This is a genomic window from Catellatospora bangladeshensis (assembly GCF_016862575.1).
GTDB classification, from domain to species: domain Bacteria; phylum Actinomycetota; class Actinomycetes; order Mycobacteriales; family Micromonosporaceae; genus Catellatospora; species Catellatospora bangladeshensis.
Genome location: NZ_BONF01000014.1, coordinates 67,107 through 88,752, shown reverse-complemented (window position 1 = coordinate 88,752; position 21,646 = coordinate 67,107). Strand labels below are relative to the sequence as shown.

19 protein-coding genes are annotated in these 21,646 nt (G+C 72.9%); 12 read left to right on the top strand and 7 right to left on the bottom strand.

Annotated features, from left to right (window positions below; translation table 11 throughout):
- Window position 1 precedes the first annotated feature (1 nt).
- Window positions 2-1,162: a GyrI-like domain-containing protein gene (locus tag Cba03nite_RS14200; RefSeq protein WP_203745946.1), complete on the top strand. Its 1,161-nt coding sequence runs from the start codon at window positions 2-4 to the stop codon at window positions 1,160-1,162.
- A gap of 4 nt (window positions 1,163-1,166) precedes the next feature.
- Here the strand turns inward: Cba03nite_RS14200 and Cba03nite_RS14195 are convergent, their stop codons facing one another.
- Window positions 1,167-1,313, bottom strand: coding sequence for a hypothetical protein (locus tag Cba03nite_RS14195; protein ID WP_203745944.1), 147 nt, complete (start codon window positions 1,311-1,313; stop codon window positions 1,167-1,169).
- 149 nt (window positions 1,314-1,462) lie between these two features.
- Here Cba03nite_RS14195 and Cba03nite_RS14190 point away from each other — a divergent pair, with 149 nt between their 5' ends.
- The gene (locus Cba03nite_RS14190; protein WP_203745943.1) at window positions 1,463-1,882 is read left to right on the top strand and encodes a hypothetical protein; all 420 of its coding nucleotides are present in this window, start codon (window positions 1,463-1,465) and stop codon (window positions 1,880-1,882) included.
- Here the strand turns inward: Cba03nite_RS14190 and Cba03nite_RS14185 are convergent.
- Entirely contained in the window at window positions 1,858-2,781 is a 924-nt protein-coding gene (locus Cba03nite_RS14185) for an SMP-30/gluconolactonase/LRE family protein (RefSeq protein WP_203745942.1), read from the bottom strand. The two genes, Cba03nite_RS14190 and Cba03nite_RS14185, sit on opposite strands and share 25 nt — an antisense overlap.
- Before the next feature lie 104 nt (window positions 2,782-2,885).
- Here Cba03nite_RS14185 and Cba03nite_RS14180 point away from each other — a divergent pair, with 104 nt between their 5' ends.
- The 3 genes from Cba03nite_RS14180 (at window position 2,886) to Cba03nite_RS14170 (ending at window position 5,930) form a co-directional block, all read left to right on the top strand.
- A complete protein-coding gene (locus Cba03nite_RS14180) occupies window positions 2,886-3,335 on the top strand; it encodes an Lrp/AsnC family transcriptional regulator (RefSeq protein ID WP_203745941.1) in 450 nt (149 codons plus the stop codon).
- A gap of 62 nt (window positions 3,336-3,397) precedes the next feature.
- Entirely contained in the window at window positions 3,398-3,769 is a 372-nt protein-coding gene (locus Cba03nite_RS14175) for a hypothetical protein (RefSeq protein WP_203745940.1), read from the top strand.
- A gap of 166 nt (window positions 3,770-3,935) precedes the next feature.
- Window positions 3,936-5,930, top strand: a complete 1,995-nt coding sequence (locus tag Cba03nite_RS14170; RefSeq protein WP_203745939.1) for a glycoside hydrolase family 76 protein — start codon at window positions 3,936-3,938, stop codon at window positions 5,928-5,930.
- Window positions 5,931-6,078: 148 nt separating this feature from the next.
- On the opposite strand, the gene Cba03nite_RS14165 is transcribed toward Cba03nite_RS14170, so the two are convergent.
- Window positions 6,079-6,675, bottom strand: coding sequence for a DUF1349 domain-containing protein (locus tag Cba03nite_RS14165; protein ID WP_203745938.1), 597 nt, complete (start codon window positions 6,673-6,675; stop codon window positions 6,079-6,081).
- Between the two features lie 123 nt (window positions 6,676-6,798).
- Here Cba03nite_RS14165 and Cba03nite_RS14160 point away from each other — a divergent pair, with 123 nt between their 5' ends.
- The 7 genes from Cba03nite_RS14160 (at window position 6,799) to Cba03nite_RS14130 (ending at window position 14,899) form a co-directional block, all read left to right on the top strand.
- Window positions 6,799-8,037: an MFS transporter gene (locus Cba03nite_RS14160; protein ID WP_239125728.1), complete on the top strand. Its 1,239-nt coding sequence runs from the start codon at window positions 6,799-6,801 to the stop codon at window positions 8,035-8,037.
- Between the two features lie 111 nt (window positions 8,038-8,148).
- Window positions 8,149-8,436 (top strand): hypothetical protein, encoded by a 288-nt coding sequence (locus Cba03nite_RS14155; RefSeq protein ID WP_203745937.1) that lies wholly within the window; start codon window positions 8,149-8,151, stop codon window positions 8,434-8,436.
- 223 nt (window positions 8,437-8,659) lie between these two features.
- Window positions 8,660-12,754 (top strand): bifunctional nitrate reductase/sulfite reductase flavoprotein subunit alpha, encoded by a 4,095-nt coding sequence (locus tag Cba03nite_RS14150; protein WP_239125727.1) that lies wholly within the window; start codon window positions 8,660-8,662, stop codon window positions 12,752-12,754.
- Window positions 12,755-12,870: 116 nt separating this feature from the next.
- A complete protein-coding gene (locus Cba03nite_RS14145) occupies window positions 12,871-13,512 on the top strand; it encodes a class I SAM-dependent methyltransferase (RefSeq protein ID WP_203745935.1) in 642 nt (213 codons plus the stop codon).
- 162 nt (window positions 13,513-13,674) lie between these two features.
- The gene (locus Cba03nite_RS14140; RefSeq protein WP_239125726.1) at window positions 13,675-14,121 is read left to right on the top strand and encodes a phage holin family protein; all 447 of its coding nucleotides are present in this window, start codon (window positions 13,675-13,677) and stop codon (window positions 14,119-14,121) included.
- Window positions 14,122-14,123: 2 nt separating this feature from the next.
- Complete coding sequence (locus Cba03nite_RS14135) at window positions 14,124-14,375, top strand: hypothetical protein (RefSeq protein WP_203745933.1); 252 nt, start codon at window positions 14,124-14,126, stop codon at window positions 14,373-14,375.
- 140 nt (window positions 14,376-14,515) lie between these two features.
- A complete protein-coding gene (locus Cba03nite_RS14130) occupies window positions 14,516-14,899 on the top strand; it encodes a PRC-barrel domain-containing protein (RefSeq protein ID WP_239125725.1) in 384 nt (127 codons plus the stop codon).
- 57 nt (window positions 14,900-14,956) lie between these two features.
- On the opposite strand, the gene Cba03nite_RS14125 is transcribed toward Cba03nite_RS14130, so the two are convergent.
- The 4 genes from Cba03nite_RS14125 to Cba03nite_RS14110 form a co-directional block, all read right to left on the bottom strand.
- A complete protein-coding gene (locus tag Cba03nite_RS14125) occupies window positions 14,957-16,999 on the bottom strand; it encodes a soluble NSF attachment family protein (protein ID WP_203745931.1) in 2,043 nt (680 codons plus the stop codon).
- Window positions 16,996-18,786, bottom strand: a complete 1,791-nt coding sequence (locus tag Cba03nite_RS14120; RefSeq protein WP_203745930.1) for an HSP90 family protein — start codon at window positions 18,784-18,786, stop codon at window positions 16,996-16,998. The genes Cba03nite_RS14125 and Cba03nite_RS14120 overlap by 4 nt, the downstream gene beginning before the upstream one ends.
- Before the next feature lie 133 nt (window positions 18,787-18,919).
- A complete protein-coding gene (katG, locus tag Cba03nite_RS14115; protein WP_203745929.1) occupies window positions 18,920-21,196 on the bottom strand; it encodes a catalase/peroxidase HPI in 2,277 nt (758 codons plus the stop codon).
- On the bottom strand, window positions 21,193-21,645 hold the full coding sequence (locus Cba03nite_RS14110; protein ID WP_203745928.1) for a Fur family transcriptional regulator: 453 nt from the start codon (window positions 21,643-21,645) through the stop codon (window positions 21,193-21,195). The genes katG and Cba03nite_RS14110 overlap by 4 nt, the downstream gene beginning before the upstream one ends.
- Window position 21,646 lies beyond the last annotated feature (1 nt).

The following is a 21,646-nucleotide window of genomic DNA, read 5'->3' as shown; positions in this document are numbered from 1 at the left end:
CATGACGCTGACCGACGCCGAGCTGACCCTGCTCGGGCTGCTTCTCGAGCAGCCGCGCCACGGGTATGACCTGGAGCGCGTCATCGAGGAGCGCGGCGTGCGGGCCTGGACGGCACTCGGGTTCTCCTCGATCTACTACCTGCTCGACAAGCTCGCCGCGCGCGGCCTGATCGAGGCGGCCGCGACCCCGGCCGGGGAGCGGCGGACGGCCAGGTCGCGCGCGACGTATCGGGTGACGGAGGCGGGCCGCCTGCTGTGCGAAGCCGCCACGAAGGACGCGCTGGCGGCGCTGACACCGGTGCGCTCGCGCGTCCTCATCGGCCTGGCGAACAGCCCGGGTCTGCCGGACGAGGACGTGGCCGCCGGACTCGCCGCGCGGCTGGACGCGCTGCGGGATCAGCTCGCCGAACTGCACGCCGCCAGGGCCCGGCAGGAGCCGCTGCCCGCCGCGGCCGCGGCGATCTTCGACTACTGCGAGGCCATGCTGCGCGCCGACGCCGGCTGGACCCAGGCGACCCTCGCCGACCTGACCAAGGAGACCCCGTTGGACAAGTACGACGTCAAGAAGGCTTTCCGTGAGCTGTACGCGCCCCCGTCACGGGACTTCGCGGTCGTCGACGTCCCCGAGCTGCGCTACCTCGCGGTCGACGGCCACGGTGACCCGAACACGTCCGCCGCGTACGTGAACGCCGTCGAGGCGCTGTACGGGGTGGCGTACGCGGTGAAGTTCGCGAGCAGGAAGGCCGGCGGGCGGGACTTCACGGTCGGGCCGCTGGAGGGGCTGTGGCGAGCGGACGATCCATCGGTGTTCCTCACCCGGGACAAGACCGCCTGGTCGTGGACGATGATGATCAGCCAGCCGGACTGGGTCACCGAGGACATGGTCCGCGCCGCCGTCGCCGCCGTCGCCGCCAAGAAGCAGAACCCGGCGCTGGCCGAGCTTCGGCTGCGCAGCCTGGCCGAGGGCAGGTGCGTGCAGATCCTGCACGTCGGCTCCTACGACGACGAGGCGCCGACCCTGAAGCGCCTGCATGACCGTTACCTGCCCGAGCACGGCCTGACCTTCAACGGCGACCACCACGAGATCTACCTCAGCGACCCGCGCCGCACCGAGCCCGCCAAGCTCAAGACGATCCTGCGGCAGCCCGTCAAGGCCGCCTAGCGGGTCAGGGCGCGCAGAGCTGGGCGCGCAGGGTCTGCCAGGTCCACTGCTCCCACCGCAGCGGCGACCATCCGCGGTCGCGGGTGAACAGCAGGTAGAGCTGCGTGCTCAGCAGCGCGTACAGCAGGTCGGCGGCGGCTACTGGCTGCACGTGGCGCCCGCGCTGGTCATCCAGGGCTTCGGCACGGGCCTGACGATCCCGGCGGTGATCATGCGGGCGATGTCGAACGTGGCACCGGCCGGCGCGGGGCTGGCCTCCGGGGTCAACAGCACCGCGCAGCAGGCCGGGGCGGCCGCCCCGTGCTGCTGGCCGAGCTGCTCGACGAGTGGGAGCGCCGCTGCACCCGGGAGGTCATCGCCCGCGCCGACGCCGAGGGCGGCGACGCCGCCGACCGCATCCGCCGCGTCGGGCAGCTGAGCTCCTCGGACGACCTGCACCGGATCGACCTCGCCGTCCGCGCGTGGGCCCGGCACGACGAGTCCGTCGCGGCGCGGCTGCGGCGCATCGACAACGAGCGCATGGACTTCCTGCGGCAGGCGTTCGGGACCTTCGTCCCTGACCCGGCCGAGGTCGAGGCGCGCAGCACCCTGATGTTCGCGCTCGCCATCGGCCGCCACTTCATCGCCGCCGACCACCCCGCACGCACCACCCGCGACGCGGTCGCGCTCGCCGCGGAGCACCTGCTGCGCCCACCTCAGTGGGGCGGCGCATCGGGGTAGCGGGCGCCGTTGAAGGTGACGCGCAAGGTGTACACCGAGGTCCCGGCGGTGATGAACAGGTGGTTGAGCTTCGGGCCGCCGAAGGTGAGGTTGGCGACCGACTCGGGCAGCAGGAGCTTGCCGATGAGGGTGCCGTCGGTGGCGAAGCAGTGCACACCGTCCCAGGCCGCCGCCCACACCCGGCCCACGGCGTCGACGCGCAGGCCGTCGAAGCGCCCGGCGTCGCAGGTGCCGAAGACCGCTCCGCCGGTCAGCCGCCCGTCGGCGGTGACGTCGAAGACGCGGATGTGGCTCGGCTCCTGGCGGGTGTCGGCGATGTACAGCCGCTGCTCGTCGGGGGAGAAGGCCAGCCCGTTGGGCCGGCAGAAGTCGTCGGCGACGACGCTCAGGTCGCCCGTGGCCGGGTCCAGCCGGAAGACGTAGCAGGCGCCGTCGAGCTCGCTCTCGGCCTGGTTGCCTTCGTAGTCACCGGTGATGCCGTAGGGCGGGTCGGTGAACCAGATCGTGCCGTCGGCCCGCACCGCGACGTCGTTCGGGCTGTTCAGGCGCCTGCCCTGGTAGCGGTCCACCAGCACGGTGACGCTGCCGTCGTGTTCGGTGCGGGTGACCCGGCGGTTGCCCTGCTCGCAGGTGATCAGGCGGCCCTGGCGGTCGACGGTGTTGCCGTTGGCGTAGCCGGAGCCGTGCCGGAACACGCCGACGGCGCCGGTGGTCTCGTCCCAGCGCAGCATGCGGTCGTTGGGGATGTCGCTCCACACCAGGTAGCGGCCCGCGGGGAAGTAGGCGGGACCCTCGGTCTTGCGGGCGCCGGTGTGCAGGCGCTCGACGACGAAGTCGCCGTCGCAGTAACGGAACCGCTCGTCGAGCACGATGAACTCGGCGGGGATGGTGTCGGCCACGGTGGTGCCTCCCAGATCTGAACGGTGTATGACAGGAGCCTAGCTGTACCGAATCTGGTATGGTCAACTCCCGAGTCAGTTGAATCACATCAAGGATGTCGCGCATGGTGGATGATGTCGATCGGAGACTGCTGGCCCGCCTGCAGGAGGATGCCACGCAGTCCTATGCGGAGCTGGGCAGGGCGGTCGGCCTGTCCGCGGGCGCGGCCCACGACCGGGTGCGCAAGCTGCGCGAACGCGGCGTGATCCGCCGGACGACGGTCGACGTCGACCCCGCCGCCGTCGGCCGGGGCGTGTCCGCCTTCGTGATGGTGGACGCGAACGCGTGGATGGGCGACGCGCCCACCCGGGACGCGCTGCTCGCGATCGACGGCATCGAGGAGGCGCACATCGTGGCCGGGGCCGCCTCACTGCTGGTACGGGTCCGTGCCGCGACCACCGAGGAGCTGCAGGCCACCCTGCGGCAGATCTTCGCCGTGGACGGTGTCACCGGCACCCAGACCGTCGTGGTGCTGGAGACCTTCTTCGAGCGCCCGCTGCGGGTGCTGCCGTGAAAGTCGGCCGTCCTACGGCATGTTCCCAGCTCATGCACAGGAGGAGTGGCTAACGTCGGCGCATGGACGACAAACGTGCCCGGCGGGTGGTGGACGTGCTGCGCGAGCGGGGCATTCCCGCGCACCTCTCGCTCGCCGGTGGTCACCGCCGTGCGGGCATCCGGATCGTGCTGACCGACGGCCGCGAGGCGCTGTGGGACACCGACGGCACCGCCGGGCTGGAGGCGCAGGTGCTGCGCGACGGGATGCTGGTCGGCTTCGTGCCGCACATCCCCGGCTCCGAGGACTTCACCGAGGAGCAGGTCGTGGACGCGATCGCCCGCACCGACTACGACCAGCCGATCGCCCGGCAGCGCCGCGAGGCCCCGCCGCCGGCCGCTCCGCTGCCGATGGAGGGCGGGTTCTTCCGCCGCCTGTTCGACGGCTTCCGCTGATCCGCCGCGCGCCCGTGCCGCGCCAGGTTGGCACGAGCGTGCCGTGGACAGTCAACCGTTAAGTTTGTTAACTTCGATCCCCAAACATCGACAGATACCAACGTCCATCTGTTGATGCGTGCCGGAACGTGTGCGAACACCGACCGCCCGGAGCGAGGTGGATCCGATGCGCAGACTGACAGCCGTCCTTACAGCCCTGCTCGCCGCGACCGCGGGAGCGGTGATCGCGCCACCGCCCGCCGCGGCGGCACCCGTGTGCGCCCTCTACTGCGACACCCGCGACCCCTCGCTGGCCCGCCAGGAGACCTTCCCCGTGCCCGAGGTCAACCTCAACGGGCGGCGCCTGGTGCTGCACGTGTCCGACCCCGACCGGATGGCCTGGGCCAGCATCGACAACGGCGTGCTCGGCGACTCCGTGTGGCTCGACCGCAGCTGGACCGACGGATCCAGCTGGGACGGCCTGCTCGGCAGGGCGAGCATCCCGGCCACCTGGACCGGCACCCGCACCCTGATGTACAACTTCGCCGACCCGGCCGCGCACCGGCGCGGCATGGTCCGCGCCTGTGGCGACGCGGGCGGGGTCACCTGCACCGCCTGGGCGTACGTCAAGGTGTGCGACACCGTCTGCGACGGCGCCGACCCCGCGACCGCCGTCGGCGACAGCCTGCCGGTGCCCGGCACCGTCCTCAGCAACCGCCGCATCGACCTGCACATCGACACCCGCGGCCTGGCCTGGGCCACGCTCGGCTCCGGCCAGGCGGGCGACGAGGTGTGGCTCGACCGCTCCTGGGACGAGGGTGCGAGCTGGCCGGGTGGCTCGTCGCTGGGCCGGGTCAGCGTCGCCGCCGGGGCGACCTCCGTACGCACCACGATGATCAACACGCGGGATCCGCGGTCGCTGCTCTACGGCGGCGCGGTGCGTGCCTGCGGCCGGGCCACCGGCGGTGCCAACGGCAGCTGCACCGCCTGGGCGCGCCCGGCCGCCGATCGCGCGGCCGCCGCCGCCGACGCCCTCGCCCACGCCTACCGCACCGACACCGCGTGGTGGCCGTCGAGCTGGTGGAACTCCGCCGTCGCGGTCACCGCGCTCGGCGACTGGTCGGCCCGGACCGGCCGCACCGACTACCGCTGGCTGATCGACCGGACGTACGAGCTGAACAAGGGCGTGATGCCCGCCGGGCAGAAGAGCACCGACGCGATCGAGGGCAGCTTCATCAGCCGCGCGATCGACGACACCGGCTGGTGGGCGCTGGCCTGGCTCCAGGCCTACGACCTCACCCGCGACGCCAAGTACCTGAACACCGCCGTGACGATCGGCAACTACATGCATTCCTACTGGGACGGCGTCTGCGGCGGCGGGGTCTGGTGGAACCGCGAGCGCACCTACAAGAACGCGGTCACCATCGGCCTGTACGTCCGGCTCACCGCCGCGCTGCACAACCGCATCCCCGGTGACACCCTGTGGCTCGGCCGGGCGAACGCGGGCTGGAACTGGTTCGCGGCCAGCGGGATGATCAACGGATCCGGGCTGGTCAACGACGGGATCACCAGCGGGTGCGGCAACAACGGGCAGACCGTGTGGACTTACAACCAGGGCCTGGCCGTCGGTGCGGCAGTCGAGCTGTGGCGGGCCACCAGCAACGCGTCGCTGCTGGCCTCGGCGCGGCAGCTGGCCGACGCCGCGATGAACTCGGCCGTGCTGACCCGCTCCGGGGTGCTCACCGAGTCGTGCGACCCGGCCAACAGCTGCGACGACAACCAGAAGCAGTTCAAGGGCATCTTCATGCGGTATCTGATGGACCTCGCCGACGTCACCGGCGTGGCCGCGTACCGCACCTACGCGCAGCGGCAGGCGGACGCCGTCTGGCAGTCCAACCGCGACAGCCTCAACCGCATCGGCCTGCGCTGGGCGGGCGGCACCCCGAACGCGCGCGACTGGCGGACCCAGGCCTCCGGGCTCGGTGCGCTGCTCGCCGCCACCGCGGGCCCGGCGACGCCCCCGCCCCCGCCGCCCACCGAGGCAGCCTGGGCGCCGAACGTGTCGTACGCGACGGGCACGGTGGTCACCTACGCCGGGGCGCGCTGGCAGTGCCGCCAGCCGCACCTGTCGCAGGTCGGCTGGGAACCGCCGAACGTGCCGGCCCTCTGGCTGCGGCTCTGACGGGGTGGGCCGGCCCGGGGCCGGCCCATGCCCTCTCACAGCGAGGCGAGCTGCTTCACGTTCTGCCCCGCGCCCGGTTCGGACGCCGCCGCCGAGCTGCGGCTGCTCGCCGCCTGGCACGTCACCGCGTCCCGCCGGTGAGAGCGGGTCACGAGCCGTCGCGCAGCTCGGCGAGGCCCTCGGGCTTGAACGTGACCTCGCTGAAGGCGGCGGCGCAGCCCTGGCCCGTGGGGGATTGTGCCTCGAAGCCCACCGCCGCGGGCTCGTCGAGGGTGAAGTAGCGGATGAAGTGCCAGAAGCCGCCGTCGGCGGAGGCGTGGAAGGCGTACGCCCGCCCGGTGCGCGAGACCCGCAGCCAGGCGGTGTCGCCCTCGACGGCGAAGGCGTTGGCGTCGTCGGACACGCCGCGCGTCACCACGGAGACGATCATCGGCTTGGCCTGCGGCGACAGCTCGAAGCACAGTTTGGCCCACTGCGTGTCACCGGCGAAGAGCAGCAGCACGCCGGCGTCGTAGGTGGCCGCGAAGCCCACCGTGACCTTGGCCGACAGCTGGAAGTCGCCGTCGGCCGGCATCGTCAGCCGCGGGGCGTTCACGGTGGGCGCCCCGCCCGCCGGGTCGACGAACATGTCGGTGCGCGGACCCGCGGTGATCTCGACGCCCGTCGGCGTGGACGCCCAGGCGGCCGGGGCGAGGCCCCAGGTGAGCGGCGTGGGGATCCCGCTGATGGTCACGGCGTCCGGCATGCGTCCATGAAACCACGCCCGGCCGTGGCCGGTGGGGAGCGTATCGCCGAAGGTGGATGATGTGGGCCAACACACCCGAAACCGGCAGGCGCGGAGACGGCGACCAGGACTAGCGTCCCCGTCATGCTCACCCGGTTGATCAGCCGCCTGCCCGCCGACCAGGCCACCCGTGCCCTGATCCTGAGCACCCTGGCCGGGTCCACCTCGCGCGGCCTGTTCATCACGGTGAGCGTCATCTTCTTCACCCGCTCGGTCGGGCTGTCGGCCGCCGAGGTCGGGCTCGGCCTCACCATCGCGGCAGTGGTCAGCCTGTTCGCCGGGGTGCCCGCCGGGCACCTGGCCGACCGGATCGGCCCGCGCGGCGTCATGGTCACCTTCGGTGCCGCACGCGCGGCGCTGATGCTCGGCTACCTCGTCGTGGACGGCTTCATCGGCTTCGTCGCCGTCGCCTGCGCGGTGCAGCTGCTGGAGACCGGGTTCAGCGCGGCGAACGGCGCCCTCATCGCCGGATCGATCCCGGGTGAGCAGCGGGTGCGCACGCGTGCCCTGCTGCGCTCGGTGACGAACGTGGGCTGGGCGGTCGGCGCGGTGATCGCGGGCGTGGGGCTGAAGTTCGACACCCGGACCGCGTACTCCGTGATCATCGTGGTGTGCGTCGCGATCGCGCTGCTGGCCAGCACCCTGGTGCTGCGGGTGCCGCCGGTCGCGCCGCAGCCGAAGGCGGCCTCGGGCCCGGCGCTGGTCGTGCTGCGGGACCGGCCCTACCTCGCCCTGGCGGCGCTCAACGGGGTGCTGTGCATCCACTACGGCATGCTGAACGTGGCCGTGCCGCTGTGGGTGGTCGAGCGCACCGACGCCCCGACCTGGGTGGTCGCCGGGATGACGCTGCTCAACGCGATCGTCGTCGCGCTGTTCCAGGTCCGGGCCAGCCGTGGCACGGCCACCGTGGAGGGCGCCGCCGCCGCCCAGCGCGTCTCGGGGTTTCTGCTGCTCGGCGCGTGCGTGCTGTACAGCCTCGCCGCCGGGCTGCCCGGCTGGGCGGCCGCGCTGATCCTGTTCGCCGCAGCCGGTGTGCACGTGCTCGCCGAGCTGCGCCAGGCCGCGGGCTCGTGGGGCATCTCGTTCGGCCTCGCCCCCGATCACGCCCAGGGCCAGTACCAGGGCCTGTTCGGCACCGGCTTCTCGGTCGCCGGGGTGATCGCCCCGGCCCTGCTGGCCACCGTGGTGGTCGGCTGGGGCTGGCCGGGCTGGGTGCTGTTCGGCGTGGTGTACGCCGCCGCCGGCGCGGCGGTGCCGGTCACGGTGCGCTGGGCGCGGCGCGCTCGCGCCCACGCCGTGCAGCTCGAACCCGCGCTGGTCTGAACGCAGGTCCGGCAGGCGGCGGGGTCGCGGCGCCGGACTCCCGTACGGTGCGCCGGTCCGGATCGGACCACGGGTCCGTCTGCGCCGCATCGGCGCTGATATAACCGTGCGGTGCGCGTGCGGCGGCAGTCCTGGCAGAGCTACTGGTACGAACTGCGGTTCCGTCCTGAGGGCGACCCGTCGTTCGCGCCCATGAGCCCCGACGGGCCCCGGCGGGTGCCGGACGAGTCGCTGGCGCTGGGCACGGTCGGCGAGTTCGCCGAGGGGCTGCTCGCCGCCGGTGCCGACGAACTCGACGACCTGCGCGGCGAGCTGCGGGTGCTGGTCTACACCGAAGCCGCGCCCGCCCCGGGCACCGAGCCGGTGCTGGTACGCACGGTCGAACTCGGGCGCCATTAATCGGTGGGACATCGGTAACTGTCGTTTCGGGTACTTGTCTGAGCACGGGAGTCGCGGTGGGCTGGAGCGGCGGTTCACAGGTGAGAAGTGGATGTTGTGGGCGCGCTGTAACGGGCTTCGGCGTGGTGGTGTGACGGGCGTGTAACCGGCCGTTTCTACCGTCGTGGTGCGGCTCGGTCGCCGACCGTGGCGCCGGCCCTGCAGGAGAGGGTGGTGCGTCGAGGTGCCCGAGGCAGAGGCCGCGAGCCAGGTCCGGACCGTGTGCTCGTACTGCGGCGTGGGTTGTGGCATGGTCCTCGACGTCGTCCGCGAGCCGGGCGGCCGCCGGGTCGTGCGCAAGGTCGCCGGGGACCGCACCCACCCGGCGAACCGCGGCCGCCTCTGCACCAAGGGTGCGACCAGCGCGGAGATGCTGGCCGCGCCGGGCCGGCTGGACACCGCCCGGATCCGCCCGGCGCGCGGCGCGGACCCGGTCGAGACCGACCTCGACACGGCCGTGGCCGAGACCGCCCGGCGGCTGCGCGCGATCGTCGACGAGCACGGCCCGGACGCGCTCGCCTTCTACGTCTCGGGGCAGCTGACGATCGAGGCGCAGTACCTGGCGAACAAGCTCGCCAAGGGCTTCGTGCGGACCAGCCGGATCGAGTCGAACTCGCGGCTGTGCATGGCGAGCGCCGGATCGGGATACAAGCTGTCGCTGGGCGCCGACGGCCCGCCCGGCTCCTACGACGACTTCGACCACGCCGACGTGTTCCTGGTGATCGGGTCGAACATGGCCGACTGCCATCCGATCCTGTTCCTGCGCATGATGGACCGGGTCAAGGCCGGGGCGAAGCTGATCGTCGTCGACCCCCGCCGCACCGCCACCGCCGACAAGGCCGACCTGTTCCTGCAGATCCGCCCCGGCACCGACCTCGCCCTGCTGAACGGGCTGCTGCATCTGCTGGCCGCCGACGGCTGCCTCGACGAGACGTTCATCGCCGAGCACACCGAGGGCTGGGCGGCGATGGCGGAGCTGCTGGACGGCTACCCGCCGCAGCGGGTGGCCGAGCTGACCGGCCTGGCCGAGGACGACCTGCGCCGCGCGGCCGGCTGGATCGGCGCGGCCGGGGCATGGATGAGCTGCTGGACCATGGGGCTCAACCAGAGCACGCACGGCACCTGGAACACGAACGCCCTGGTCAACCTGCATCTGGCCACCGGTGCGATCTGCCGGCCGGGGGCGGGGCCGTTCTCGCTCACCGGGCAGCCCAACGCCATGGGCGGCCGCGAGATGGGCTACATGGGTCCGGGCCTGCCGGGGCAGCGCTCGGCCCTGTCCGCGGGGGACCGGGCGTACACCGAACAGGTCTGGGGCCTGCCCGAGGGCAGCGTGCGGGCCGAGGCGGGCACCGGCACCGTGGACATGTTCGCGCGCATGGCCGCGGGCGAGATCAAGGCGTGCTGGATCATCTGCACCAACCCCGTCGCGTCGGTCGGCAACCGCCGGACCGTCATCGAGGGCCTGGAGGCCGCCGAGCTGGTCGTCACCCAGGACGCGTTCGCCGACACCGAGACCAACGCGTACGCCGACATCATGCTGCCCGCCGCGATGTGGGCCGAGACCGACGGCGTGATGGTCAACTCGGAGCGCGGCCTGACCCTGTCCCGGCAGGCCGTCGACGCACCCGGGGAGGCGCTGCCGGACTGGATGCTGATCGCGCGGGTCGCGGCCGCGATGGGCTACGCCGACGACTTCACCTACGCCGACGCCGCCGAGGTCTTCGCCGAGATCCAGCGCTTCACCAACCCGGCCACCGGCTACGACCTGCGCGGCGTGACCCACGAACGGCTCGCCGGAGGTCCGGTGCAGTGGCCGGCCGCACCGGACGGCCCCGACCGCAACCCGGTCCGCTACCGCAACGACGGGGTCAGCCAGCCCGTGCTCGTCCACGCCGACGGCACCCGCCCGCGGCTGGTGTTCCCGACCCCGACCGGGCGCGCGGCGTTCCACCCGCGCCCGCACCTGCCCCCGGCGGAGATGCCCGACGAGGCGTACCCGTACCTGCTCAACACCGGGCGGGTGCAGCACCAGTGGCACACCCTCACCAAGACCGGCAAGGTCGCCAAGCTCAACCGGCTCAACCCCGGCCCGTTCGTCGAGGTCAACCCGGCCGATGCCGCGCACCTCGGCGTCGCCGACGGCGACCTGGTCGAGGTCGCGTCCCGGCGCGGCCGGGCGGTGCTGCCCGCCACGGTCACCGACCGGGTCACGCCCGGCGCCTGCTTCGCGCCGTTCCACTGGAACGACCTGTTCGGGGAGTACGTCAGCGTCAACGCGGTGACCAGCGACGCCGTGGACCCGATCTCGCTGCAGCCCGAGCTGAAGGTGTGCGCGGTGGCGCTGACGAAGGTCGCGGTGCCGGGGGAGGCGCCGACGGCCGTGATCGTGCCGGAGCTGCCCACGGCCGAACCCGCCACCGCGCCCGGCGCGGTGCCGGACATGCTGCGGGGAGTGCTCGCGCTGGGTGACGACGTCGCCTTCACGCCCGACGACGTGCAGCGCCGTTACCTGGCCGGCTTCGTCGACGCCCTCTCGGCCGCCCCGCCGGGGCCGGGACAGGTGCCGGTGCTGCCCGCGACCGCGCCGTTCAGCGCGGATGAGGCGCTGTGGGTCGACGGGCTGCTCGCCGGGATGTACTCCCGCGCGTCACGCGACCGCGACGGCGGCTCGGCGGACACCGCGGCCCGCGCGGTGCACATCCTGTGGGCCTCGCAGACCGGCAACGCCGAGGAGTTCGCCACCACCGTCGGCCGCCGGCTGGCCGAGTCGGGCTGGCGGCCGGCCGTGCACCGGATGAGTTCCGCGCTGCCGCAGGTCCTCGCCGACGGCGCCGACCTGCTGTTCATCACCAGCACGTTCGGCGACGGCGACGCCCCCGACAACGGCACCGGCTTCTGGCAGGCGCTGCGGGCCGACAGCGCGCCACGGCTGGACGGGCGCCGCTATGCGGTGCTCGCCTTCGGCGACTCCAGCTACGCCGACTTCTGCGGCCACGGCCGCCGCCTCGACGCCCGCCTGGCCGAGCTCGGGGCCACCGCGCTGCTGCCCCGCGTCGACTGCGAACCCGACTACGACCACACCGCCCGCGGCTGGCTGGAACAGGTCCTCGGCACCCTGGCCGGGCCGGCCGCCCTGGCCGGTGGCGGCCGTGCCTCCCGGCCCACCAAGGACGCGCCGCTGACGGTCACCCTGACCGGCAACCGGCTGCTCAGCCTGCCCGGCTCGGCGAAGGAGGTGCGCCAGTTCACCTTCGACACCGGCGGTGCGCTGGCGTACGAGGCGGGCGACGCCCTCGGCGTGTGGCCGGTCAACTGCCCCGAGCTGGTCGCCGAGTGGCTCGCCGTCACCGGGCTGGACGCCGCGGAGCCCGTCGAGGTGCCCGGCCACGGTGTGCTGCCGCTGGGCGAGGCGCTGCACCGCCGCCTGGAGATCACGAAGATCACCCCGGATCTGCTGCGCCTGGTCGCCGACCGCGGCCACGACGCGCAGCTGGCCGCGCTGCAGCGCGCCGACAACACCGGCGAGCTGGCCAAGTGGACCTGGGGGCGGCAGGCGGTCGACGTCATCGCGCACCGGCCGGTGCGGGCCACCGCGCAGGAGTGGGTGAACGTGCTGCGGCGGCTGCAGCCCAGGCTGTACTCCATCTCCTCGACGCCGGTGGTCGAACCCGACCGGATCAGCCTGACCGTGTCGGTGGTCCGCTACCACAACCCGGCCGGCCACACCCGCAAGGGCGTCTGCTCGACCTACCTCGCCGACGCCGCGCCGGGCGCCGAGATGGAGGTGTTCGTGCAGCGTTCGCCGCACTTCCGGCCGCCGGAGGATCCGGCCGTGCCGATGGTCATGGTCGGGCCGGGCACGGGCGTCGCGCCGTTCCTCGGGTTCCTCCAGCAGCGGCACGCCCTCGGGGCGACCGGGCGCAACTGGCTGTTCTTCGGCGAGCAGCGCCGCGCCACCGACTTCTACTACGCCGAGGAGCTGGCCGCGCTGCGCCGGCACGGCACGCTGACCCGCCTGGACACGGCGTTCTCCCGCGACCAGCGCAGCAAGGTGTACGTGCAGGACCACATGCGCGAACACGGCGCGCAGCTGTGGTCGTGGCTGGCCGAGGGGGCACACCTCTACGTCTGCGGGGACGCCAGCCGGATGGCCAAGGACGTGGACCGGGCGCTGCGCGAGGTCGTCGCCGCGCACGGCCACCTGGACCCCGACGGCACCGCGGCGTACCTGGAGCAGCTCGTGGCCGACCGCCGCTACGTCCGCGACGTCTACTGACGGGCGCGGGTTTGCCGAGATGGCAACAATACTTGCCGTACGCGTGGTCGCGCCTACCGTAGAGGGCTCAGCGGAGGCCGTCCCGGCTGCCGCGTGACCTCAAGGGATCCCTGCGCATGAGCCACCGTCACGACCCGCACCCGGAACCGCAGGCGTTCGGCCCGCAATGGTGGGAGGACCACTACCGGCAGCACGGAGCCGGGCACGGCGCGCCGAGCCCGCAGCTGGTGGCCGAGGTGGCGGACCTGCCCGCCGGGTCGGCGCTCGACGCGGGCTGCGGCCGGGGCGCCGACGCGCTGTGGCTAGCCCGCCGGGGCTGGCAGGTGACCGCGGTCGACGTCTCGCCGACGGCGATCGGCCAGGCCGAGCAGCTCGCCGCGGCAGCCGGCGGTGACGTGGCCGCGAACATCTCCTGGGTCGCCGCCGATCTGGCGACCTGGCCGCCGCCCGCGCGGTACGACCTGGTGGTGAGCCAGTACGTGCACCCCGGCATACCCTTCGGCGAGTTCGTGGCGCGCCTGGCCGACGCCGTCGCGCCGGGCGGCACGCTGCTCGTGGTCGGGCACGACCACGCCGACGCGCACTCGGCGGCGCACGCCCCCGAACAGGCCTCGATCGGTCTCGACAGCGTCACCGGCGCGCTGCCCGCACCGCTGTGGAGCGTCGAGACGGCCGAGTCCCGGACCCGGCACCTCGACCACGGCGGGACCCGGAAGACCTTCCACGACCTGGTGGTCAAGGCCCGCCGCGCCCGGTGAAGGGGCGACCCGCGCTCAGAGCGTGACGCGAAACCGCACCCGGCCGACGCTACCCCGCGGCGGCCCGGTAAACGGCGGTCGGGCGGGTCCATGAGCGGGCTCACCACGGCGACGCCGTGAACAAGGCCCGTCCACGTGGGTTTGCCGCCGCCGGTTCCGGGGATGCAGATCGCAACCATGGAGGAGGCGAGCATGCCGGGCGTGCCACAGCAGTCGTCAGCAGACCTGATCAAGCTGGCGGGGGAGCAGCTGTCCGAACTCGTCCGCGCCGAGGTGGCGCTGGCGAAGGCGGAGCTGCAGGACAAGGCTGCCAAGACCGCGGTGAGCGCGGGCCTGTTCGGCGCGGCCGGGGTGAGCGTGTTCTGGGCGGGCGCCGCCCTGGCCGCCGCCGCGGTGCTCGGGCTGGCGCTGGTCCTGCCGGCGTGGCTGGCCGCGCTGGCGACCGCGGGGGGCCTGCTGCTGATCGCGGCCGTGCTGGCGCTGGCCGGCCGGTGGCGGCTGCGGCGCGCCGGTTCGCCGGTGCCGCAGCGGGCACTGCGCGGGCTGCGTGCCGACCTCGCCACGCTGACCCATCCCGCCGCGGACGCGGCGCACCTGGAACGGATGTGACCGTGAGTGACACGACCGCCGAGATCGCACGAATCGACGCACACGCCACGGCGGCACGTGCGGCGCTGAGCCAGACCCTGGCGCAGCTCACCGAACGCGCCGACGTGGCCGGCCGGATCAAGGCCAGGACCGCCGAGGTCACCGGCCAGGCCCTGAGCGCCATCCAGGACCGGCGTAACCAGCACCTGGCCTGGCTCGCGGCCGGGGTGCTGGTGGTCGCCGCGATGGCGTTCCTGGCCCGCCGCCGCTCCTGACCACCGGTCATGGTCGAAGCTCCCGTCCGCGGTGAGCCCGCGTGGCGGGAGCTTCGACCATGAAAGCGGGCCTGTGCTGGATTAACACGGGTCAGGCCGGGTAGACGGGCCGGGAAGCAATGACGAGCGAGGAGGCCAGCATGACGGAGCTGAACACCGAGCCCTGGGACCCGTGGAACTACCGAGCGGTGCTCGATTACAAGCCGGTCGCCGAGGGCGGCGAGAAGGACATCGTCGGCTTCCGGGTCGAGGCGAGCGACGGCGGCATCGGCAAGATCGACGAGCAGACCGGCGAGGTCGGCTCGCGGTACGTCGTGGTCGACACCGGCCCGTGGATCTTCGGCAGCAAGGTGCTGCTGCCTGCCGGGCTCATCAAGGACATCGACCTCGACGACGAGCGCGTCTACGTCGACTGCACCAAGGACGAGATCAAGGACGCGCCCGAGTACGACGCCGAACGCCACGACGACACGGTGTACCGCGACGCGCTGGGCTCGTACTACGGCCAGATCTGGCCACGCTGACCACACCCGGGGGTAGGACGCGGTGGCGGGCTGAGGGGCCCGCCACCGCGTCGCCGTTCAGTCGTCGTCCTCGTCCTCGTAGTCGTCATCGTCAGCGCCGTAGTCGAGCTCCCAGGTCTCGATGTCATGCTCGGCCATCACCGCCGCCTGCTCCTCCTCGCGGCCCAGCGCCCGCAGCGCGGTCGCGCGCACCACGTGCAGCCGGTACGCGTTCGCCCGGTCGGCGTCGCCGACGACGTCGCAGGCGAGCCGCTCGGCCTCGGCCGGCCGGTCCCGGCGCAGCAGGTGACGTGCGGTGAAGACGGCCGCCTCGACGCGCACGGCATCGTCGCGGCAACCCATCGCCTGCTCCGCCCGCGCCAGGGCCAGCTCGTCGTCCCGGTCGTCGTGCAGGCGGGCCGCCGTCAGGTGCAGCCGGCCGCCCATCGATTCCCACGCGTCGGTGTCGATGCCGGCGGGCGGGTCGGCGAGCCGGGCATCCGCTCTCTCCAGCAGCGCCACGGCCCGCTCCGGTGCGGCACCGGACAGGCAGACCACGGCGTCCTGCAGCGAACTCAGCTCGGCGAGCCGGTCGCCCGCCTCGCGGTGCAGCGCGGCCGCCTGCTCCCGGCGCTCGGCGCGCGGCTCGCCCCAGAACAGCAGCGCGGCCTGGTCCAGCAGCTCCGCTCGGCGCGAGGTCGGCACGGACGGCTCCGCCAGCAGCAGGTCGAGCACGGCGAGCGCGTCGTCGCGCTGCCCGGCCCCGCGGTAGAGGTCCCACAGCAGCTCGCGGGCCCGCAGCAGCGCCTCGGGCAGCCCGGCGCGCTCCACGGCCAGCGCGGCCTCCTCCGCGGCGGTCAGCCGGATCTCGCGGTCGTTGTGCTCGCGCAGCAGGTATGCCGCGTCGAGGCGGGCCAGCGCGGCCGCCGCGACGTCACCGGCGGCCGTGTGCTCGGCCACCCGCGCCTGCGCCTGCGCGATCAGCGGCCGGGTCCGCCTGCCCACGGTGTCCAGCACGCTCAGCGCGAGCTTCGCCAGCACCGGCTCGGCCGAGATCCGCTGCCGCAGCAGCTCGCTCTGGTACGTGTTGCCGTTGCGCGCGTCGAACCGCGCGGCCAGCTCCTCGGCCTGCGCCTGCAACCGCTCGCGCAGCACGTCGACGGTCACCACGGCGCGGCGGCCGTCCGGGCCCGTCGGACCCTGCACGGTGGCGGCGCCGTGCCCGGCCTCGCCCAGCCGGCGCAGCACCAGCACCGCCGGGCCGAGGAAGCTGAGCGTGTCGGCCGGCGACACCGGCGCTTCGAGCCAGGGCAGGTGCCGTTCCACCAGCTCCAGCGCGCGGGTCTCGTTGCCGGTGCGGGCGAGGAACTCGATGTGCACGGCCAGCGAGGCCAGGTGCAGCCGCTCGGTCCGGATGGTGCGGTACGCCAGGCGGTGCAGCTCCAGCGCCCGGCGGTGCTTGCCGGTGTGCAGGTACGCCGTCATCAGGCTGGTGCGCACCCGCGCCGGCTGGGTGCGGCACCAGCTGTTCTGGTGCGGAGCCGCCACCGCGATCGCGTCGGTGTGCCGGCCGAGCGTGTTCAGGTAGTCGGCCTGCGCCGTCGGCACGCACACCGAGCAGTTGGACAGGCTGTCCCGCTTGGCCGTGACCATGTCGTGGTAGGACGCGGCCGCCTGGTCGAAGTCGCCCACGTGCAGCGCGATCTGCCAGCGGGCCTGGTGCACCGGGTGCAGGCTGTGCCCGCCGCGCAGGTAGCGGGCGCGCATGTCGTCCAGCACCCGGTACGTGCGGTCCAGCGGGATGTCCGGGAAGTCCGGCAGCGCGTTGACGATCCATTTGAACTGCCACAGCAGCGAGTGCTCGGTGCCGGGGCCGCCGATCTCCGGATCACGGTCGTACGCCGCCAGCGACAGCGAGAACGCCAGGAAGGCGCGCCGGTCGTCGCCGCCGAACACGTACTTCTCGATCGCGTCGTCGCGGAACTCGAAGGCCAGCCGGTCCTGCCCGGCCGCGTCGGCGGCCCGGATCGCCGCGTCGAGCGCGGCGTGCTGCGCGGCCCCGTCCGGCATCGCCATCGCCGCCGAGAACGCCGTCCGCAGCTCCTGTTCACTTGTCGTCATGCCGCACCGCCCTGCATGGCCCGGCCGAGCAGGCCCAGGAACGACTGGTTGAGCGCCGCGGTGTCCACCGGCCGCAGCGGCTGCCGCCCCAGCAGCAGCGCCTGCACGTAGAGCCCCTCCACGACCAGCACGGCCAGGTCCGGCTCGGTCACCGTGACGGTCTGCCGGATCAGCGGGTTGCGGTGGTTGAGCACCAGCTGCGGCCGGTCGGTGCGGCCCGCGGTGAACGAGCCCAGGATCGACGCCCACACGTCGTCGACCTGCTCCTGGCCGCGCTGCATGTCGATGTGCAGCGCGGTGTCGCCGTCGAGCAGGTACAGCGCGGGCAGGCCGGCCGGGTCGAAGGCGCGGATCAGCACCTCGACGCCGAAGCGGTCCATGATGCGCTGCGCGCCGACCAGGAACGAGCGCAGCCGCAGCTCCTCACCGGGTGGCAGCTCCTCCAGCCGGGTCGACAGGTCGCTGGCCGACAGCGCCTCGACCGCGATCTTCTCGTCGAGTGAGGGCAGCCGCGCCAGCAGCTCCGCGTCGTACACGTAGCCGGCGTTGACGACCGCGAGGCCCTGTGCCGAGGCGACGGCGGCGATCTGGCGGAACTCGTCCAGCGACGGCACGTAACGCACCACGCCGTAGGTGTCGCGGAACTGGGCCAGCGACATCGGGCCGACCGTGGTCTCGTACGGCCACCACTGCTCGACCAGGCGCAGCATCTCGTCGTCGTGCACCGCCAGGGCCTTCACGCCCAGGTAGTGGATCTGCAGGAACTGCGCGAGGCGGGCCTCGTCGACCGTGCCCAGCCGGGTCATCCAGCCGCGCAGCCGGTCGCCCAGCTCGTCGCGCACCTGCGCCAGCAGCGCGTCGTCGTAGAGCGCCTCGCGGCTGGCGGTCGGGCGCAGCTCGCTGGTGTCGATGACACAGCGCACGAAGAACGCCCAGTCCGGCAGCAGCCCCTCCACGCCCTCGCTGAGCAGCATCTGCTTGAGATAGACCCGGTGCGCCGCGCGGGCGGCCGGGTTGGACGGCATCGGCAGCACGAACGCGACACCGCGCAGGCCCGCCTCGGCCACGTCGAGGTCGATCACGTCGAACGGGGTGAAGCCGAAGGCCTCCTCGGCGTACGACAGCAGCCGCGCCCGCCGGGCCACCGGCGCCTCGCCCTCGCCGGTCTCCCACGGGGCGAGCCCGGCCGTCACCGGCTCACCGTCGACGCGCACCGGGAACGGCAGCATCGAGCCGTACAGCGTGGCCAGCTCGCGGACCGTCTGCGGCAGCAGCCACTCCTCGGCACCGCGGCGCGGCCGCAGGGTCACCACCGTGCCCGGCGTGTCCAGCGCGTCGTCGCCGTCGAGCACCCGCACCTGGTAGCTGCCGTCGGATGAGCCGAGCCACTCCACGGTCGGGTTGTCGCCGCAGCGGGTGCGCACCTGGATGGTGTCGGCGACGAGGAAGCACGACAGCAGGCCGATGCCGAACTGGCCCAGGAACTCGTGGCGTGCGAAGCCCAGATCATCGCGCTTGGAGCTGCGCCCGATCGTGGCCAGCAGCTCGTGCACCTGCGGCTCGGTCAGGCCGATGCCGTTGTCGGTGACGGTCAGCGGCTCGCCGGGCTGCCCGGGGGTGCGGATCTCGATCGTCCCGGCGTGCTCGGGACGGGTCACCCGCACCGCGGTGATCGCGTCGACGGCGTTCTGCATCAGCTCGCGGACGTAGACCCTCGGGCTGGCGTAGAGGTGGTGGCTGAGCAGGTCGACGATGCCGCGCAGGTCCACGTGGAAGGTGTACGACACCGGTGTTTCCTCCGTGATCGGGGTGGGGAGCGCTGACGCTACCTTCCACCCCCGACGGAGCATGACGGGTTTTCCCGGAGACGGCGGGGCCCGGCCGATCACGTCGATCGGCCGGGCCCCGGTCAGCGGCGGGTCAGTTGAGGTCGAACCGGTCCAGGTCCATGACCTTCGTCCAGGCGGCGACGAAGTCCTTCACGAACTTCTCCTTCGCGTCCTGGCTGGCGTACACCTCGGCGAGGGCGCGCAGCTGCGAGTTCGAGCCGAAGATGAGGTCGACCGCGGTCGCGGTCCACTTCACCTGGTCGGTGCTCACGTCGCGGATCTCGTACACGTGCTCGCCGGTCTCCGCCGCCTTCCACCGGGCGCCGGGGGAGAGCAGGTTGACGAAGAAGTCGTTGGTGAGCACCCCGGGCCGGTCGGTGAGCACGCCGTGCTCGGTGCCCCCGGCGTTCGCCCCGAGCGCGCGCAGGCCGCCGATGAGGACGGTCATCTCCGGCGCGGTCAGGTTGAGCATGTACGCGCGGTCGACCAGCAGCACCTCCGGCATCAGCTTCTCGCCCGGCCGCAGGTAGTTGCGGAACCCGTCGGCCCGCGGCTCCAGCACCTTGAACGACTCGACGTCGGTCTGCTCCTGGGTGGCGTCGGTGCGGCCCGGGTGGAACGGCACGGTCACCGGGACCCCGGCATCGCGTGCCGCCTTCTCGACCGCGGCCGAGCCGGCCAGCACGATCAGGTCGGCGAGCGAGATCTTCGCGCCGTTCGAGGCGTTGAACTCCTGCTGGATGCCTTCCAGCGTCTGCAGCACGGCCTCCAGCTGCTGCGGCTGGTTGACCTCCCAGCTGCGCTGCGGCTCAAGCCGGATCCGCGCGCCGTTGGCGCCGCCGCGCTTGTCGGTCGACCGGAAGCTGGCGGCCGACGCCCACGCGGTGGAGATCAGCTGCGCGGTGCTCAGGCCGGACTCCAGCACCTTCGCCTTGAGCGTGGTGACGTCGGCGTCGCCGACCAGCTGGTGGTCGACGGCCGGCACCGGGTCCTGCCACAGCTGCGCCTCGGGCACCCACGGGCCGAGGAAGCGGCTGACCGGGCCCATGTCGCGGTGCAGCAGCTTGTACCAGGCCTTGGCGAACGCCAGCGCGAACTCGTCGGGATTCGCCAGGAAGCGGCGCGAGATCTTCTCGTACGCCGGGTCGACCCGCAGCGACAGGTCCGTGGTGAGCATGGTCGGGCGGTACTTCTTCGACGGGTCGTACGCGTCCGGGATGATCTCCTCGCCGTCCTTGGCGACCCACTGCTTGGCCCCGCCGGGGCTGGTGGTCAGCTCCCACTCGTGGCCGAACAGGATCTCGAAGAAGCGGTTGCTCCACTGCGTCGGCTTGTCGGTCCAGGTCACCTCCAGACCGCTGGTGATCGTGTCGCGGCCCTTGCCGCTGGCGTTGCTGCTCAGCCAGCCCAGGCCCTGCGCCTCCAGCGGGGCCGCCTCCGGCTCCGGTCCGACGTGGTCGGTCGCGACGGCGGCGCCGTGGGTCTTGCCGAAGGTGTGGCCGCCGGCGATGAGCGCGACGGTCTCCTCGTCGTTCATCGCCATCCGGGCGAAGGTCTCCCGGATGAAGTGCGCCGCCGCGGCCGGGTCGGCGTTGCCGCGCGGGCCCTCGGGGTTGACGTAGATCAGGCCCATCTCGGTCGCGCCGACCCCAGCCGCCATCTGCTTCTCGTCGACGTAGCGCTCGTCGCCCAGCCAGGCGTCCTCCGGACCCCAGAAGATCTCCTCGGGCTCCCACACGTCCGGGCGGCCGAAGCCGAAGCCGAACGTCTTGAAGCCCATCGACTCCAGCGCGACGTTGCCGGCGAGCACGAGCAGGTCGGCCCAGGAGACCTGCTGGCCGTACTTCTGCTTGACCGGCCACAGCAGGCGCCGGGCCTTGTCCAGGTTGGCGTTGTCGGGCCAGCTGTTGAGCGGGGCGAAGCGCTGGCCGCCGTCGCCCGCGCCGCCGCGCCCGTCGTGGATGCGGTAGGTGCCCGCGGCGTGCCAGCTCATCCGGATCATCAGGCCGCCGTAGTGGCCGAAGTCGGCCGGCCACCAGTCCTGCGAGGTGGTGAGGACCTCGGTGATGTCCCGCTTGAGCGCCTCGACGTCGAGCTTGCCGAACTCCTTGGCGTAGTCGAAGTCCTCGCCGAGCGGGTTGCCCTTGGCCGAGTGGGCGTGCAGCACCGACAGGTCGAGCTGGTTGGGCCACCAGTCCCGGTTGGTGCGCGGGCGGCCACCGGTCTTCGCGGTCGGCGAGGGGATCGCCGGGTTCTCGCTCTCACTGCCCTCCGCGGTCACCGAGTCGTGCGCGACCGGGCAGCCGGCCGCCTCCTTCTGGTCCACGCCCTGGGCGCTGGTCGGGCCGTTGGCCTGGGTGTCGCTCATTGCTTCCTCCGAACTGGCGGTTCACTGGAACTACGGTCGGCCGCGCAGCCGGGGCAGGTGCCCCAGTACACGACCTCCGCCTCGTCGACCGCGAAGCCGTGGTCGTCGGAGGCGGTGAGACAGGGGGCGTCGCCGACGGCACAGTCGACGTCCGCGATGGCTCCGCAGGAGCGGCACACGACGTGGTGGTGGTTGTCGCCGACGCGCGACTCGTAGCGGGCCACCGCCCCGGCCGGCTGGATGCGCCGGATCAGGCCCGCCTCGGTGAGCGCGCGCAGCACGTCGTACACCGTCTGGTGGGAGACCAGCGGGTGCTCGGCGCGCACCAGCGCGATCACCGTCTCGGTGTCGACGTGCGGGTGCTCGCGCAGCGCGGCGAGCACGGCCAGCCGGGGCCGGGTCACGCGCAGGGACGCGGTACGCAGCTGCGTCTCGAAGTCGGATGTCATG

Bases quoted from the DNA above. Each gene is read 5' to 3' on its own strand.
- Cba03nite_RS14200 (WP_203745946.1), top strand. From the start codon at position 2: ATGACGCTGACCGACGCCGAGCTGACCCTGCTCGGGCTGCTTCTCGAG.
- Cba03nite_RS14180 (WP_203745941.1), top strand. From the start codon at position 2,886: ATGGTGGATGATGTCGATCGGAGACTGCTGGCCCGCCTGCAGGAGGAT.
- Cba03nite_RS14175 (WP_203745940.1), top strand. From the start codon at position 3,398: ATGGACGACAAACGTGCCCGGCGGGTGGTGGACGTGCTGCGCGAGCGG.
- Cba03nite_RS14170 (WP_203745939.1), top strand. From the start codon at position 3,936: ATGCGCAGACTGACAGCCGTCCTTACAGCCCTGCTCGCCGCGACCGCG.
- Cba03nite_RS14165 (WP_203745938.1), bottom strand. From the start codon at position 6,675: ATGCCGGACGCCGTGACCATCAGCGGGATCCCCACGCCGCTCACCTGG.
- Cba03nite_RS14160 (WP_239125728.1), top strand. From the start codon at position 6,799: ATGCTCACCCGGTTGATCAGCCGCCTGCCCGCCGACCAGGCCACCCGT.
- Cba03nite_RS14145 (WP_203745935.1), top strand. From the start codon at position 12,871: ATGAGCCACCGTCACGACCCGCACCCGGAACCGCAGGCGTTCGGCCCG.
- Cba03nite_RS14140 (WP_239125726.1), top strand. From the start codon at position 13,675: ATGCAGATCGCAACCATGGAGGAGGCGAGCATGCCGGGCGTGCCACAG.
- Cba03nite_RS14130 (WP_239125725.1), top strand. From the start codon at position 14,516: ATGACGGAGCTGAACACCGAGCCCTGGGACCCGTGGAACTACCGAGCG.
- Cba03nite_RS14125 (WP_203745931.1), bottom strand. From the start codon at position 16,999: ATGACGACAAGTGAACAGGAGCTGCGGACGGCGTTCTCGGCGGCGATG.
- katG (WP_203745929.1), bottom strand. From the start codon at position 21,196: ATGAGCGACACCCAGGCCAACGGCCCGACCAGCGCCCAGGGCGTGGAC.
- Cba03nite_RS14110 (WP_203745928.1), bottom strand. From the start codon at position 21,645: ATGACATCCGACTTCGAGACGCAGCTGCGTACCGCGTCCCTGCGCGTG.